This window comes from Methyloceanibacter sp. wino2 (assembly GCF_003071365.1).
In the GTDB taxonomy this organism is placed as follows: Bacteria; Pseudomonadota; Alphaproteobacteria; order Rhizobiales; family Methyloligellaceae; genus Methyloceanibacter.
Map to the genome: position 1 here is coordinate 2,019,795 of NZ_CP028960.1, position 15,076 is coordinate 2,034,870.

The 15,076-nt window shown below is 63.6% G+C and carries 17 protein-coding genes; 11 read left to right on the plus strand and 6 right to left on the minus strand.

What is annotated here, in order from left to right; genetic code table 11:
* Nucleotides 1-2 precede the first annotated feature (2 nt).
* Together DCY11_RS09410 and argH are read right to left on the minus strand one after the other, a co-directional pair.
* Nucleotides 3-191, minus strand: a complete 189-nt coding sequence (locus tag DCY11_RS09410; protein WP_159079923.1) for a lipoprotein — start codon at nucleotides 189-191, stop codon at nucleotides 3-5.
* 106 nt (nucleotides 192-297) lie between these two features.
* Nucleotides 298-1,695, minus strand: coding sequence for an argininosuccinate lyase (gene argH, locus DCY11_RS09415; RefSeq protein ID WP_108682675.1), 1,398 nt, complete (start codon nucleotides 1,693-1,695; stop codon nucleotides 298-300).
* Nucleotides 1,696-1,753: 58 nt separating this feature from the next.
* Here argH and DCY11_RS09420 point away from each other — a divergent pair, with 58 nt between their 5' ends.
* Both DCY11_RS09420 and DCY11_RS09425 read left to right on the plus strand, forming a co-directional pair.
* Entirely contained in the window at nucleotides 1,754-2,434 is a 681-nt protein-coding gene (locus DCY11_RS09420) for a TlpA disulfide reductase family protein (RefSeq protein WP_245409329.1), read from the plus strand.
* Nucleotides 2,431-2,979: a DUF924 family protein gene (locus DCY11_RS09425; RefSeq protein WP_108682676.1), complete on the plus strand. Its 549-nt coding sequence runs from the start codon at nucleotides 2,431-2,433 to the stop codon at nucleotides 2,977-2,979. Before DCY11_RS09420 ends, DCY11_RS09425 begins: the two co-directional genes overlap by 4 nt.
* Before the next feature lie 7 nt (nucleotides 2,980-2,986).
* Here the strand turns inward: DCY11_RS09425 and DCY11_RS09430 are convergent, their stop codons facing one another.
* Both DCY11_RS09430 and DCY11_RS09435 read right to left on the minus strand, forming a co-directional pair.
* Entirely contained in the window at nucleotides 2,987-3,472 is a 486-nt protein-coding gene (locus tag DCY11_RS09430) for a hypothetical protein (protein WP_108682677.1), read from the minus strand.
* Nucleotides 3,473-3,482: 10 nt separating this feature from the next.
* On the minus strand, nucleotides 3,483-4,472 hold the full coding sequence (locus tag DCY11_RS09435; RefSeq protein WP_108682678.1) for a D-alanyl-D-alanine carboxypeptidase family protein: 990 nt from the start codon (nucleotides 4,470-4,472) through the stop codon (nucleotides 3,483-3,485).
* A gap of 352 nt (nucleotides 4,473-4,824) precedes the next feature.
* Here DCY11_RS09435 and DCY11_RS09440 point away from each other — a divergent pair, with 352 nt between their 5' ends.
* Entirely contained in the window at nucleotides 4,825-5,403 is a 579-nt protein-coding gene (locus DCY11_RS09440; RefSeq protein WP_108682679.1) for a YeeE/YedE thiosulfate transporter family protein, read from the plus strand.
* 3 nt (nucleotides 5,404-5,406) lie between these two features.
* Complete coding sequence (locus tag DCY11_RS09445) at nucleotides 5,407-6,000, plus strand: YeeE/YedE thiosulfate transporter family protein (RefSeq protein WP_108682680.1); 594 nt, start codon at nucleotides 5,407-5,409, stop codon at nucleotides 5,998-6,000.
* Between the two features lie 2 nt (nucleotides 6,001-6,002).
* Here DCY11_RS09445 and DCY11_RS09450 read toward each other — a convergent pair whose 3' ends face one another.
* Nucleotides 6,003-6,776, minus strand: a complete 774-nt coding sequence (locus DCY11_RS09450; protein WP_108682681.1) for a TIGR01458 family HAD-type hydrolase — start codon at nucleotides 6,774-6,776, stop codon at nucleotides 6,003-6,005.
* A 128-nt stretch (nucleotides 6,777-6,904) separates the two neighbouring features.
* Between DCY11_RS09450 and DCY11_RS09455 the strand changes: the two genes are divergently transcribed.
* Together DCY11_RS09455 and DCY11_RS09460 are read left to right on the plus strand one after the other, a co-directional pair.
* Nucleotides 6,905-7,660 carry a spermidine synthase gene (locus DCY11_RS09455; RefSeq protein ID WP_245409330.1) on the plus strand — a complete coding sequence of 252 codons (756 nt, stop codon included), beginning with the start codon at nucleotides 6,905-6,907 and terminating at the stop codon, nucleotides 7,658-7,660.
* Nucleotides 7,657-7,998, plus strand: coding sequence for a TraR/DksA family transcriptional regulator (locus tag DCY11_RS09460; RefSeq protein ID WP_108682682.1), 342 nt, complete (start codon nucleotides 7,657-7,659; stop codon nucleotides 7,996-7,998). Before DCY11_RS09455 ends, DCY11_RS09460 begins: the two co-directional genes overlap by 4 nt.
* 12 nt (nucleotides 7,999-8,010) lie before the next feature.
* On the opposite strand, the gene DCY11_RS09465 is transcribed toward DCY11_RS09460, so the two are convergent.
* Entirely contained in the window at nucleotides 8,011-9,276 is a 1,266-nt protein-coding gene (locus DCY11_RS09465; RefSeq protein WP_108682683.1) for a glycerate kinase, read from the minus strand.
* 146 nt (nucleotides 9,277-9,422) lie between these two features.
* Between DCY11_RS09465 and DCY11_RS09470 the strand changes: the two genes are divergently transcribed.
* From DCY11_RS09470 to fchA, 5 genes are all read left to right on the plus strand, one after another.
* Nucleotides 9,423-11,129 (plus strand): formate--tetrahydrofolate ligase, encoded by a 1,707-nt coding sequence (locus DCY11_RS09470; protein ID WP_108682684.1) that lies wholly within the window; start codon nucleotides 9,423-9,425, stop codon nucleotides 11,127-11,129.
* Between the two features lie 128 nt (nucleotides 11,130-11,257).
* Nucleotides 11,258-12,469, plus strand: a complete 1,212-nt coding sequence (locus DCY11_RS09475; RefSeq protein ID WP_108682685.1) for an aminotransferase class V-fold PLP-dependent enzyme — start codon at nucleotides 11,258-11,260, stop codon at nucleotides 12,467-12,469.
* Nucleotides 12,470-12,597: 128 nt separating this feature from the next.
* Nucleotides 12,598-13,539 (plus strand): D-2-hydroxyacid dehydrogenase, encoded by a 942-nt coding sequence (locus DCY11_RS09480; protein ID WP_108682686.1) that lies wholly within the window; start codon nucleotides 12,598-12,600, stop codon nucleotides 13,537-13,539.
* 19 nt (nucleotides 13,540-13,558) lie between these two features.
* Entirely contained in the window at nucleotides 13,559-14,419 is an 861-nt protein-coding gene (locus DCY11_RS09485) for an NADP-dependent methylenetetrahydromethanopterin/methylenetetrahydrofolate dehydrogenase (protein WP_108682687.1), read from the plus strand.
* Nucleotides 14,419-15,051 (plus strand): methenyltetrahydrofolate cyclohydrolase, encoded by a 633-nt coding sequence (gene fchA, locus DCY11_RS09490; RefSeq protein WP_108682688.1) that lies wholly within the window; start codon nucleotides 14,419-14,421, stop codon nucleotides 15,049-15,051. The genes DCY11_RS09485 and fchA overlap by 1 nt, the downstream gene beginning before the upstream one ends.
* The last annotated feature ends 25 nt before the right edge of the window (nucleotides 15,052-15,076 follow it).

Consider the following 15,076-nt stretch of genomic DNA (forward strand, 5'->3'; position numbering starts at 1 on the left):
GGCTAGTGAATGATGTCGTCGAGGATCGGGATGCGCCGATCAGGAGCGTCGGACTGTTTGGTCGAGGGATCGGCGGGAACCTCGGGGTAGCGGGCCTCGGGACGCTCAAGCGAACCGCGGCGCCCGCAGCCGGAAAGGCCGACGGCGAGAACAAGCGCCAATGATAAGAGAATGCGCGTGGCGCTTCCCATCACTACCATCCCTTGAGGGTCTGACCCTGTCTTCGTCTAAAACGCGTGTCCCGCGAAATAAAGTCCCGTGCCGGCGGGCGTCTTGCGCGCCCGTCCAGACCTTCTTTTATCGCGAGACGGCGTCCTTCTCCAAACGCTTTATCCAGCGCTTGGCTTCACGCCGCACGTTCGAAGGGGCGGTGCCGCCGTAGCTGGTCCGGCTTTTGGCAGAGCGGGCCGGATCCAGGACGTTGAACACGTCGTCGGTGATTCTCGGTTCCACGCCCTGCAGGTCGGACAGCTGCAACCTCTTGAGGTCAATACCTTTTTTCTCGGCCAGCGCCACGATCGTGCCGGTGATGTGATGCGCCTCGCGGAAGGGCGTGTCGAGGTTCTGCACCAGCCAGTCGGCCAGATCCGTCGCCGTCGAGTATTCGCTCCCGGCAGCTTTCTTCATCGCCTTGGCGTTCACCTCGAGGTCCGCGACCATGCCGGAAAGGGCGGAAATCCCCAATTTCAGGGCATCGAGCGCGTCGAAGACGGGCTCCTTGTCCTCCTGCATGTCCTTCGCATAGGCGAGCGGCAGCCCCTTCATGACCATCAGCAGGGCCTGGAAGGCGCCGGCGATGCGGCCGGTCTTGGCCCGCACCAGCTCAGCGGCGTCCGGGTTGCGCTTCTGGGGCATGATCGAGGACCCGGTCGAGAACGAATCCGACAGCCGGGCAAAGCCGAACTGGGGCGACGTCCACAGCACGATCTCTTCTGCCAGCCGGGACAGGTGGACCGCGGCGATCGAGGCCGCGGCCAGCGTTTCGAGTGCGAAGTCCCGGTCGGAGACCGAATCGAGCGAATTGGCCGTCGGCCGGTCGAACCCAAGTGCCTTGGCCGTGTGGTGCCTGTCGACCGGGAAGCTCGTGCCGGCGAGCGCCGCCGATCCCAGCGGACACTCGTTCAGCCGCTTGGCCGCGTCGAGGAACCGCCCGCGGTCGCGGGCGAACATCTCCACATAGGCGAGGCAATGATGGCCGAACGTGATGGGCTGGGCGGTCTGCAAATGGGTGAACCCCGGCATGACCGTCGCGGCTTCCTCGAGCGCCCGGGTCGCCAGCGCAAGCTGAAGCTGCGCTAGGCCCGCCTCGATGAGGCCGATCTCGTCGCGGACATAGAGCTTGAAGTCGGTGGCAACCTGATCGTTGCGGGACCGGGCCGTATGGAGCTTGCCGGCCACCGGGCCGATAATCTCCTTCAGCCGGTTCTCCACATTGAGGTGGATGTCCTCCAAGGCTCGCGAGAATTTGAAGTCGCCCGCCTCGATCTCTGCAAGGATTTGGTCAAGTCCATCGGCGATCTTGGACGCATCGCCGGGCGCAAGAATGCCCGTCGCCTCGAGCATAGCGACGTGCGCCTTCGACGCCTCGATGTCATGCCGCCAGAGCCGCTTGTCGAAATCGATGGAGGCATTTATGTCCTCCATGATGTCGGAGGGGCTAGAGGCGAAACGGCCGCCCCACATTGTGTTGGTCATGGTGGTCCGGTCTGAAGTTTAGGTGAGTTCTTAGGAACTCAGGTTCAAAGAGAACGACGTGAACAGTTCGCAGAAACGCAAGCACACGACATCCCCGGCCACATATGCGGTCGCAGTCGCGGTCGCACTCCTCGCCGGGTTCGGCACGGTATATTGGCTTTCCACCCCGTCTGACAATCGTTCGGACGCACCTTCCTCGGTCGGATCCGCTACGGATCGGACCGGCGGCGCTGGCGCGGGGCCTCTGAAGGGGCTGAATACCGGTGCGATGACGGCTTTCGTGGTGCGTCCCGAGCCGGTGACGCCGCCTGATTTCGCCTTCGAAGCGCCCGGCGGGGCGGCGGTGACGTCCGAGGATCTGAAGGGCAAGGTGGTGCTCCTGAATGTCTGGGCTACGTGGTGCGTGCCTTGCCGGGAGGAGATGCCCCAGCTCAACGCGCTGCAGTCGGAGCTTGGCGGCGACGGCTTCGAAGTGGTCGCCCTCAATATCGACAAGGGCGGTCCGGAAAAGGCCGAGACGTTCCTCGAGGAGACAGGGGCGACCGACCTCAAGGCCTATTACGATCCGAGCGGCAAACTCTTTTCGACCCTCAAGGCGGTGGGCATGCCGACCACGCTGCTGATCGACCCGGAAGGGAAGGAGATGGGGCGTCTCGTCGGCCCGGCCAATTGGGCCGCGCCCGAAGCCAAAGCCTTGATCGAGGCGGCGATCGGCGCAGCGCAAAGCGGATCCCAGTGACACACGTTCAGTCCGACGAGGCGGTCCGCTACTGGTTCGAGACGCTCTCGCCGGATGATTGGTACGGGGCGCCGCCCGAGGTCGATGCGGAGATCGCGCGCCGGTTCGGCCACGTCTATGAGAGTCTGAGAGACGCGGTCCCTGGCGACTGGCTACGGACGCCGCAGGGCAGGCTCGCCGCGATCCTCGTGCTCGATCAGTTTCCCCGCAACATCTATCGCGGCACGCCGCGGGCGTTCGCGACGGACGAGAAGGCCTTGGCTTTGTCGAAGGATGCCATCGCGGCCGGTGCGGATAGGGAGCTGCCGCCGGATCAGCGCGCCTTTCTCTATATGCCGTTCCAGCACGCGGAAGACTTGGCGGATCAGCGCCGGTCCGTCGAGCTCTTCGAGGCCCTGGGCAACCCGAACAATCTGGATTTCGCCGTCCGCCACTATGACATCATCGCGCGGTTCGGCCGGTTCCCGCATCGGAACGACGTGCTCGGCCGGGCGTCCACGCCGGAGGAACTGGCGTTCCTGAAAGAACCGGGCTCGTCGTTCTAGGGCGCCGCTAGCGCACGGGTGAGAGCGCGTCTTCCTCGAGCCGATAGGTGTAGTTGCAGGTCTCGTCCTTTGGCCGGTTGCAGGGCAGGCCGTAGGTCGTCACGTGCATCAGGCGCTCTTTGCCGCTCGTGGAGAATTTGTGGCTCTTCACGAAATCCTCGAAGACCTTGTCCCAGTCATCGCCGCTCGAATAGTAGAGCTGCAACAGGCAGCCGTTATCGCTGCAGGCCGGGTTGCTTCCGTTTTTGCAGACGAGCTTGCTGTAGTCGGCGATCCAGTCGGGGCGTCCGTCGCCGTTGAGGTCGTCACTCTGCAGGACATTGGCGACGTCGGGCTTCCCGTCATCCTTGCGGCACCGATCCGCGGCCTCCGCGACCGTCTCGGCCATCTCATCTGGGAACTCCGCCATGAGCTCCGCCGCCGCATGGGGCGCCAGCGGGCCCGATAGGAAGGCAAAGGCTGCGATTGTCAGAAGGGTAAGCCTGGGCGTCACGGTGAGGGCGTCAGTTCAAGGGCGGCAGTGGTGTCGGTACGTCGGCCAGTCGCGTGACCGGTGTTTGAGACGGGAACAAGTCCGGCGTGAATTCAGGCCGAATGGCCCCGTAATTCGGACCGCAAATGATCTTCCCAAGATGTACGGGACGGTCGTCCCGGTCGGCCGGCAGGGGCAGGCCGTTCAAACTGGTTCCGAACAACGATTTCCAGAAATAGCGTTTGAAGCCGTTCTCGAGGAGTTGAGCGGCGCGTTCATTGCGGATGCGGGTCGATTTCTCGCCGAGGACTACGGCCACCAGCTTACGGCCGTCCCGCGTCGCGCTGACCACGATGTTGAAGCCGGAGTGGCAGATGAAGCCCGTCTTCATGCCGTCGGCTCCGTTGAAGGTGCGCAACAGGCCGTTATGGGTCCGGAGCTGCCGCTTCGCGACGCTGACCGACGTCATCGAGAAGATGTCGGCGTATTCCGGGAACTCGATAATGAGCGCGCGCGCGAGGCGCCCCAAATCGCGTGCGGTCGTATATTGCTGCTCATTCGGCAAGCCGTGCGGGTTCGCAAATTGGGTGCTGGTCATCCCCAACCGCTTTGCCGCCTCGTTCATGCGCTCGACAAAGGCTTCCTCGGACCCGCCGACGGTCTCCGCCACCATGACGGCCACGTCGTTGGCGGACTTGACGATGATGACGCGGATCGCTGTTTCGAGCGGGATCGACGAGCCGACCGGCAGTCCTAGCTTGGTCGGTGGCTGGGCCAGCGCATTCTTGGTGACGACGGCTGGGGTGTCGGGTTTGACCTCGCCATTGCGCAGCGCGTGGAAGGCGACATAGGCCGTCATCATCTTGGTGAGCGAGGCCGGGAACCAGAGCGTGTCGGGGTCCTCGGCGTAGAAGACGGTGCCGTTATAGGGTTCGAAGACGAGGGCGGGGCTGGCTTTGGCGGCGCCTGGACCCAGAAGCGCGGCAACGGCGACAAGGCAAAAAAAGGCACGCCTCAGCATGAAAATTTATCCCCTTCGGTCCTTGCGCCGCGCATCCGTCCGGATTGCGGCGGCACGGCCGAGACTGCACGGAAACATGTCTCCGGCTCAATCCTCCAGCGCGGATTGGCCGCCTTGTTTCACACGCAAATTCGACTGTTCCGTGACAGGCACCACCCAGGTGGCCGCAAGACGCTTGCAGCCACTCTACCCGCCGCAACACTAGCGTCCTTGCGCGGTTTCGCAAGCTGAGCGCGGGGATTTTGTGCGGTTTTCAAACGCACCCGGGCGGCGCCGATTTGAGCGGGGTCAATGATTTCACATTCGGGACAAGCCACCTTATTAGAAGGTACTAATATGAGGAGTGGAAGCAATGAGCACCTGGCAGAAAGTTCCTCTGCCCTGGAAGGCCGGCGGTCTCCTTCTTGGGGTGGTTTTCTTCGTTGCCGTATTGCTGGTGAAGCCCATCGGCGTCTCCACGCAGTTCGTCATTCTCGACGGCATTCTGTGGGACGCGGCCGACACGACCGTCGTGGTTCCCTCCGACGAGGCCAAGAGCGGCTACGCGAGCACCAATGCGTATCTCGACAAGAGCGGCGGCAAATACGCGAAGAGCGTCGCCAATCCGCTGAATTACGGATTCGTCTTCGTCATTGCGATGATGGTGGGGGCGTTCATCTCCGCGCTTCTGCGCGGCGGCGTGCCGAAGAGCGAACGGGCTATGCCGGGGGTCTGGCGTGCCAATTACGGCGACTCGCCGTGGCGCCGCTATGCGGCGACGTTTATCGCCGGGTTCCTTGTTCTGTTCGGCGCACGGCTCGCGGGCGGTTGCACTTCGGGGCACATGATGAGCGGTATGATGCAAACGTCGCTCTCCGGCTACATCTTTGCCGCCGGGGCTTTCCTCGCCGGCATCCCGCTGGCCATCTATCTCTTCAACAGGGAGGACTGAGCCATGAGCACGATCCTACTCGCGATTCTCGTCGGGGCGGCATTCGGCTTCGCGCTCGACCGGGTCGGCGCGACCAACCCCGGCTACATCATCTGCATGCTGAATTTGACTGATCTGCACCTGATGAAGACGATCCTCACCGGGATCGGCGTGGCGTCGATCTTCTTGTTCGGCGGTCTCCTGCTGGGGCTGGTCGATCCCGGGCATCTGTCGGTGAAGACGGCCTATTACGGCGTATTTGTCGGTGGCTTGCTGCTGGGAATCGGCTTCGCCGTGGCGGGCTATTGTCCGGGGACGGGCCTGACGGCCATGGCGACTGGGCGCATCGATGCGGTCTTCTTCGTGCTGGGCGGGCTGATCGGCGCCGGCGTCTACATGCTGGCCTTTGGCGGCCTCGCCGGTTCGGCGTTGCTGGAACCGATCGCCGGCGGTAAGGCGACACTCGCGCCGGTGGCGGGTACGGACTATCCGTCCTTGCTCAGCTCGATTTCGGGCGAGTGGCTCGGCCTTGCGATCGGCATGGCCTTCGTCATCGTCGCCTGGCTGCTGCCCAAGCGGGTTGGAAGCGGCCGCACGATGTCGGCCGCCGCCGAGTAACGCTAGACGACGCGGTGGTCGAGGATCCAATCGGCTGCGGCCGGGAGGTCCTCCGCCACTGCCGTCGGTGGCGGTTCGAAACGGCGCTCGTCTCCATCGCGGTATTTGCCGGTACGCACGAGAATGGCCTGTGCCAGGCCAGCCTTGAGCGCGCCGGCAACATCGCTTTCCGCGTCGTCGCCCACCATCACGGCGTTCTCCGGCGCACAGCCCATGCTGGCGAGTGCCGCTTCGAAGAAATCGGGCGACGGCTTTCCGAGCACGATCGCCTCCTTGCCGCTCGAAAATTCCAGGGCGGTCACGAAGGCGCCCGCATCCAGGCTGAGCTTGCCGTCCTCGTCCATGAAGGTGCGGTTCTTGGCGAGCGCGAGAAATGCGGCGCCATCGATGAGTTCACGGAAGGCGCGGTTCATATTCTCAAAAGAGAACGCGCGGCCCGCATCCCCGACAACGACCGCGCGGGCGGACCCGTCGGGACTATCGGCGAATTCCTCCTCTAAGTTCGGATGAACTAAAAGGAGCGGCGAAGCGTCGTGTTCGGCGAGCCAGGTCCGCGCGGCCTGGCCGGGCGTGAACAGTTCTTCGCCGGTGATTTCGAGGCCCAGTCCCGTCAGGCGGCTGACCAGTTCCTTCTTGGTCTTGGTCGTCGTGTTGGTGACGAAGCGGATCGGAAGGCCGGCCTCGTGCAGACGGTGCACGGCCTCGACCGCGCCGGGGAGCACATGGTCTCCCTCATAGACCACGCCCGCCAAATCGAGAAGGACACCACGGATCATCCCGGTAGCGTGACGTACATCCCGGGTCCGGATCAAGCGCCGCGGCGTCGCGGGGATGGCTGCGCAAGGGCGGGCCCTATCACCGCGGGATCAATCGCCCTAGTCTTACGGTTCGATCCGCAAGTGATATGAGCCATCCGATCCCGCACATGAGTGCCCTCTTCGAAGAACTTGATTATTGCCCGACCCCGATCGGGGCGGTGAGCTTGCGCCGGCGCCGGGATCTCAAGCTCGGCGTGGACGTGTTCGAGATCAAGCTCGGCGACGAGTCCCTGATGACGAGCCTGTTCACCGCGTCCGAGGTCGCCTTGGCGCGGCTCGGGCTCGCGGCGCTTGACGATGCCACCGCACCCGATGTCGTCGTCGGCGGTCTTGGGCTCGGCTATACGGCGCAAGCCGTGCTGGAAGCCGCGCCGCACGCCTCGCTGATCGTCGTGGAAGCGCTCGCGCCCGTTATCGAGTGGCACGAGAAGGGATTGCTGCCGCTGGGGACTGCGCTCGCGGACGATCCGCACTGCCGCTTGGTCCAGGGCGACTTCTTCGCGATGGGGGCGTCGGAGGCAGGGTTCGATCCTGAGGTGCCCGGGCGCTCGTTCGATGCGATCCTCGTCGATATCGATCATTCGCCGGCGGCGTTATTGGATGAGCGCAGTGAGTCCTTCTATCGGCCGGAAGGTTTGCGCAATCTCGCGCGGCATCTTCGGCCCGGCGGTGTGTTCGGCTTGTGGTCTGACGCGCTGCCCGACGACACCTTCCTGGCGCGCCTGGATAGCGTCTTTGTGGAGACGCGCGCCGAACCGGTCACGTTTCACAATCCGCTGCAGGACCGGCCCTTCACCCAGACGGTGTATCTTGCGCGAACCGACCCCGGAGCGGCGTTATGAGCGCGACGGATCCGGACTTGCGCGCGTTGCGGGCGCAACTGGCGGAACGGCTGCGCGACTTGCGCGATACGAGCGAGACGACGGCCGACAATCGCCGGCCCGTCGAACTCGACCAGACGTCCGTGGGGCGGGTGTCGCGGATGGATGCGATGCAGGTGCAAGCGATGGCCGTGGCCACGGAGCAGCGCCGTCACGACGAGGCGCGGCGTATCGAGGCTGCGATCAAGTGCATCGACGAGGGCGAATACGGCTATTGCACAGCCTGCGGCGAGGAGATCGCCGAGAAGCGCCTGGCGGCCGATCCGACCGTCGCCACGTGCATCAAGTGCGCCGCCTGAACGGCGCCGGCCTCAGTCCCGCTGCGTGATGAGCACGAGCCGCAGATCGTTGACGTTGGTCATGGTCGGGCCTGTCTCGAGCAGATCGCCGATGCCTTTGAAGAACGTATACGGATCGTTCTTGGCCTGATGAGCCTTGGCGTTGATGCCGGCTGCCTCGGCGCGCTTCAGCGTGTCCGGATAGATCAGCGCGCCGGCGTTGTCCTCGGACCCGTCGACGCCGTCAGTGTCTCCGGCCAGCGCGTAGATGTTCGGTGCGCCGTCGAGCGCGATCGCCATGGACAGAAGAAAGTCCGTATTCGGACCGCCCTTGCCGCCTTTGGTCTTGATCGTCACGGTGGTCTCGCCGCCTGAGATGAGGACGCATGGCGGCTCCGCGGGCTGACCGCGCATGGCGCATTGGCGTGCGATGCCCGCATGGACGAGACCTACGTCGCGGGACTCGCCCTCGATGCTGTCGCCGAGGATCACCGGCGTCACGCCCGCCTCGCGCGCCACGGCGGCCGCGGCTTCAAGCGAGGCCTGCGGTGTGGCGATCATGATGTTCTCGACACGGTCGAAACATTTGTCGCCGGGCTTGGGCGTTTCCTCGATGGTCTCGAGCACCTGCCGCACATTGGCGGGCAGATCGATCCCGTATTTCTCGACGATGGCGATGGCGTCCGCGTTGGTGGAGGGGTCGGGCACGGTCGGTCCGGATGCGATGATGGAGGCATCGTCACCCGGCACATCCGAAATCATCAGGGCCACGACTTTCGCGGGGTATGCGGCGCGCGCAAGCTGGCCGCCCTTGATGGCGGACAGATGCTTCCGCACCGTATTCATTTCGGAAATGGTCGCGCCGCTCGCGAGCAAGGCCTTGTTCACGGCCTGCTTGTCTTCGAGTGAAATTCCTTCGGCGGGCGCCGCCAGCAGTGCGGAGCCGCCGCCGGAGATGAGCGCAAGCACGAGATCGTCCTCGGTTAGACCTTGCACGGCCTTGAAGATTCGCTGCGCGGCTTCGCGGCCTGCGGCGTCCGGTACGGGGTGCGCGGCCTCGACGACCTCCAAGCGCTCCGTGGGCAGCCGATAGCCGTAACGCGTGACGACGACGCCGTCGAGCGGGCCGTCCCAAGCGTCTTCCAGCGCCTTCGCCATGGCGCCGGAAGCCTTTCCTGCGCCGATGATGACGGTGCGGCCTTTGGGGCGTTCGGGCAGATGGGGCGGTACGCAGAGCGAGGGCAGGGCGGCATCCACGCCGGCCTTGAACATGGCCTTCAGCAACTCTTCTGGGGACATCTGGTCCGCTCGGCTCCCTATTGCTTGTTGTTGGCGATGAAACTGCACAGACGATTGCCAGAAGGCAAGCGAATGAATACGGTGCGCGTCCGTTTCGCGAAAATTCGCGTGTTCCAAAAGACAAGTGAGGCTGGGAGTAGACGATTATGTCCGAGGGATCGAGCGAACAACACAAGAAGCCAAAATCCGATATCGAGATCAGTCAGGCGGCCACGATGCGGCCGATCCTGGACGTGGCTAAGGACAAGCTCGGTATCGAGGCGAAGGACCTTATTCCCTACGGCCACTACAAGGCGAAGGTCTCTCTCGACTATATCGACAGCCTCAAGGATAAGCCGGACGGCAAGCTGATCCTGGTCACCGCGATCACGCCGACGCCCGCCGGCGAAGGCAAGACCACGACCACGGTCGGCCTCGGCGATGCGCTCAATCTGATCGGCAAGAAGACGATCATGTGTTTGCGGGAGCCGAGCCTTGGGCCGTGCTTCGGGATGAAGGGCGGTGCAGCCGGCGGCGGTTACGCACAGGTCGTGCCGATGGAGGACATCAACCTTCATTTCACCGGCGACTTCCACGCGATCGGCGCCGCCAACAATCTGCTCGCGGCGATGATCGACAATCACATCTATTGGGGCAACAAGCTCGACATCGACGCGCGGCGTGTCACATGGCGCCGCGGCATCGATATGAACGACCGCGCGTTGCGGTCCATCGTGACGTCGCTCGGCGGCGTAACGAACGGCTTCCCGCGCGAGGCGGGCTTCGACATCGTCGTGGCCTCGGAGGTCATGGCGATCTTCTGCCTAGCGAAGGACCGGGCGGACCTTCAGCGGCGCCTCGGACAGATTCAGATCGGACAGACGCGCGACAAGACGGCCGTGACGGCCGACCAGATTTCGGCGGCGGGCGCCATGGCGGCGCTGCTGAAGGATGCGCTGGCGCCGAACATGGTGCAGACGCTCGAGAATAACCCGGCCTTCATCCATGGTGGTCCGTTCGCGAACATCGCCCATGGCTGCAACTCGGTGATCGCCACGAAGGCCGCGCTGAAGCTTGCCGACTATGTGGTGACCGAAGCCGGCTTCGGTGCCGATCTCGGCGCGGAGAAGTTCTTCGACATCAAGTGCCGCAAGGCCGGCCTCAAGCCTGATTGCGTGGTGATCGTGGCGACGATCCGCGCGCTCAAGATGCATGGCGGCGTCGCCAAGGACGATCTCAAGAAGGAGAATCTCGAGGCGCTGGAGAAAGGCTTCGCCAATCTCGAAAAGCACATCGAGAACGTCCGCAAGTTCCACGTTCCGGTGGTGGTTGCGGTCAACCGCTTCTCGCTCGATACGGACGACGAGATCGCGCTGCTTCAGCGCCTCTGCTCGACGGCCAGCGCCGAATGCGTGATGTCCGACCACTGGGCCCTCGGCGGGGCGGGCGCCAAAGATCTGGCCGAAACCGTGGTCAAGACCATCGACACCAAGCCGTCGGACTTCCAGCCGCTGTATCCGGACGACATGCCGCTGTGGGACAAGGTGCGCACGGTCGCGCAGGAGATCTACGGCGCCGAGGATATTACCGGGCCGAAGGCGGTCCGCGACAAGTTCGCGGAGCTCGAAAAGGAAGGGTTCGGTAAGCTTCCGATCTGCATTGCCAAGACGCAGTACAGCTTCACGACCAATCCCGATGCCAAGGGTGTGCCGCTTGGTCACACCATTCCGGTCCGCGAAGTGCGGCTTTCGGCCGGCGCGGAGTTCATCGTGGTGATCTGCGGAGACATTATGACAATGCCGGGTCTGCCACGGGTTCCGGCCGCCAATAACATCGAATTGGACGCCGAAGGCAGGATTACCGGACTGTTCTAGCCGGGCCCTCCCAGGGAAAGCAAAAGGGTTGCCAGGGGCGCGAGCGGGCGCTACCACCATACGAAAGTCGTATGGTCTGGGCCTGCTTGGGCTCCGGGCAAACAACAATTCCCTAGGAGAGGAATCCCATGGCTGGAGCCAGGCGGCCAGGTCGTAATTTTCTATTTGTGCCGGGTCCGACCAATGTGCCGGACCGCATTCTCCGGGCCATGCACGTGCCGATGGAGGATCATCGGTCCCCTGACTTTCCGAGCCTGACCATCCCGCTCTTCGAGGAGATGAAGAAGGTCTTCCAGACCAAGGAAGGCCAAGTCGTCATCTTCCCGTCCAGTGGTACGGGCGCCTGGGAATCGGCCCTGACCAACACCCGTTCGCCGGGCGACAAGCTCCTTGCGCCGCGCTTCGGCCAGTTCAGCCATCTGTGGATCGAACTCGCCCGCCGTCATGGGCTCGAGGTCGTCGTGCAGGAGGAAGAATGGGGCACGGGCGCCGATCCGGACCGGATCGAAGAGGCCCTCCGAGCCGATAAAGCTCACGAAATCAAAGGTATACTGGTGGTCCACAACGAGACCGCCACGGGCGTGACCTCTGACGTGGCCGCCGTGCGGCGCGCGATCGACGCGGCCGGCCATCCGGCGCTGCTCTATGTGGATGGCGTCAGCTCCATCGGCAGCATCGACTTCCGCTTCGACGAGTGGGGTGTCGACCTCGCCATCACCGGTTCGCAGAAGGGCATGATGCTCCCGGCCGGTCTCGGCATCCTCTGCGCGAGCCCCAAGGCGCTGGCGCAAATGGAAGCGGCCAAGTGCACGCGCGCCTATTTCAACCTCGCCGACCACATCAACGCGAATGCGGGCGGCTACTTCCCGTACACACCCGCGCTGCCGCTGCTCTATGGCCTGCGCGAATCCTTGGCGATGATGTTCGAGGAAGGTCTCGAGAACGTTTTCGCCCGCCATCGCTATCTCGCGAGCGGGACCCGTGCGGCGGTCGACGCTTGGGGTCTGTCGCTCTGCGCCAAGGAACCCAAGTGGCAGTCCGATACGGTCAGCGCGATCATGGTGCCGAGCGGTTTCAACGGCGCCGATGTCATCGAGCGCGCGTATCGCCGCTACAATCTCGCGCTGGGTGCAGGCTTGTCGGAAGTCGCCGGCAAGTTGTTCCGCATCGGCCACCTCGGCGATCTCAATGAACTGATGTTGCTCGGCGCCATTTCCGGGGCCGAGATGTCAATGCGCGATGTCGGCATCCAGGTCGAGCCCGGTTCGGGCGTGGCCGCCGCGCAAGAGTATTTCCGCAACGCCTATGGCGCCGCCGATCAGCGCTTGGCCGCGGAGTAGGGAGCCGGGCACTTCACCAGCAAGGGCTAGGTTCATGACGAAACGCCACCCGGGGTAGGGCTCGCCCGCACCGGGGAGGTCATCACGGCGCGGGCGGTAGCCGCCGGCCGCATTAACAGGGGGGTTCAGTGGAACACGAGATCGTCTTCCTCGATCGCGAGTCGGTTGGCGCCGATGTCCGCAAGGCCAAATTTCCGCACAACTACACGGAGTACCAATCGACTTGGACTCCCGAGGATATCGTCGAGCGTCTGAAAGACGCGAGCATCGCGATCATCAACAAGGTGCCGATGCGCGAGGAGGTCCTCAAGCAGCTTCCGAAGCTCAAGCTGATCGCTGTCGCGGCGACCGGCACCGACGTCGTCGACAAGGCCTACTGCAAGGCCAACGGCATCACCGTCGTCAACATTCGCGGCTATGCGTTCAACACCGTGCCCGAGCACGTGATCGCGCTGATGTTCGCGTTGCGGCGCAATCTGCTTGCCTACATTGAGGATACGAGGAACGGACGCTGGGCCGAGGTCGACCAGTTCTGCTTCTTCGATCACCCGATCCGCGACATTGCCGGCTCCACCATGGGCGTCGTCGGTTACGGCGCCATCGGCAAGGCGGTCGCCAAGCGGGCCGAGTGCCTCGGCATGAAGATCCTGCCGTATGACGTGTTCCCGCAGGACGGGCTCGTCGATCTCGAGACGGTGCTGAAAGAAAGCGACGTCATCACGCTCCACTGCCCGCTGACGCCGGAGACGGCGAACATGATCGGCGAGAAGGAGCTGAAGCTGATGAAGCCCACGTCGATCCTCATCAACACGGCGCGCGGCGGTCTCGTCGACGAAGCGGCACTCGCCGAGGCGCTGAAAGCCGGCACGATCGGAGGCGCCGGGTTCGATGTGCTCACCACCGAGCCGCCGAAGGACGGAAACATCCTTCTGGATCTCAAGATGCCGAACTTCATCGTCACGCCGCACGTGGCGTGGGCGAGCCGCGAGGCCATGCAGATCCTGGCCGATCAGCTCATGGACAACATCGATGCGTTCGTTGCGGGCAACCCGCAGAACGTCGTCGAATAACGCGTAAAGGGAAACCGCAATGAAGAAACTGCTGTTCTTGTTCGACACCGATCCCGTGCCGAGCATCTTCGATACGGTTGTCGGTTACGACGGCGGCGCCGACAATGTCTCCGGCTATGCGGCAGTCACGCCCGATAATGTCGGTGCACTGATCGATGGCTGCATCTACACGCGCGGCGGCAAAGACAAGCAGAACACCGCGATCTTCGTGGGCGGCGGCAACATGGCCAAGGGCGAAGAGCTGTTCGAGACGGTGAAGAAGCACTTCTTCGGCCCGTTCCGCGTCTCCGTGATGCTGGATTCGAACGGCTCCAACACGACGGCTGCTGCCGGTGTGGCGCTGCTGGCCAAGGGCCGCGATCTCAAGGGTAAGAAGGCCGTCGTGCTCGCCGGTACGGGCCCCGTCGGCATGCGCGCCGCGGGCTTCTTCGGCATGGAAGGCTGCGACGTCACCATCACTTCGCGCACCAAGGAGCGCGCCGAAGAGGCAGCGAAGGTCATCGAGAAGCGTTTCGGCATCAAGGTCTCGGGTGCTGCGGGCTCGACGGACGAGGAGCGCGCCGAGGCCGTCAAGGACGCCAATATCGTCTACTCCGCCGGCGCAATCGGCGTGCAGCTGCTGCCGAAGTCGGCCTGGGTGAACAATCCCAACATTGAGCTTCTGGCCGATGTGAACGCGCAGCCGCCCATGGGCATCGAAGGCGTCGACGCCATGGACAAGGGCAAGGATGTCGGCGGCGGCAAGCTCGGCTATGGCGCGCTGGGTATCGGCGGGCTGAAGCTCAAATTGCACCGCGAATGCATCACCAAGATGTTTGAGAGCTCTGAAGGCGTCTACGACGCCGAAGAGATCTACGCGCTTGCGAAAGAGATGGCCTAATGACCGAGATCAAGGATACAGCGATCGAGCCGTTCCTCGATCAGCTTGCCTCCAGCGCGGCGACGCCGGGCGGTGGCAGTGCTGCCGCCATCCTCGGCGGCATGGGCGCGGCCCTTGTCAGCATGGTCTGCAACTTGACGATCGGCAAAAAGAAGTACGTCGAGGTCGAGGAGGACATGAAGGAGATCCTGGCCAAGGCCGAGGATCTCCGTCACCGGATGACGGCCATGATTCAGGACGACGTTCGCGCCTTCGATACGGTCATGGCAGCCTACGGCATGCCCAAGGAGACCGACGACGAGAAGGCTGCCCGGGGCGGGGCGATCCAGGACGCCCTCAAGATGGCGACCGATGTCCCGATCCGTTGTTGCCGGTTGGCCCGAGAAGTCATCGATCTGGCCCTAATGGCGTCGGAGAAAGGCAACGTCAACGTCATCTCCGATGCAGGTGTTGGGGTCTTGTCTGCTTACGCAGCACTGCGGAGTGCTGCTCTAAATGTATACATCAATGCAAAAATGATTTCCGACACCAGCTTTGTGGAGTCTAAGCTAAGCGAACTGGAGGGTCTTCTCGCCGGCGCCGAGGCAACGACCGAGAAGGCATACGATATCGTAAAGGGCAAAGTGAGCTGACGCCGTCCGGCGTGGGCTCTCCCAA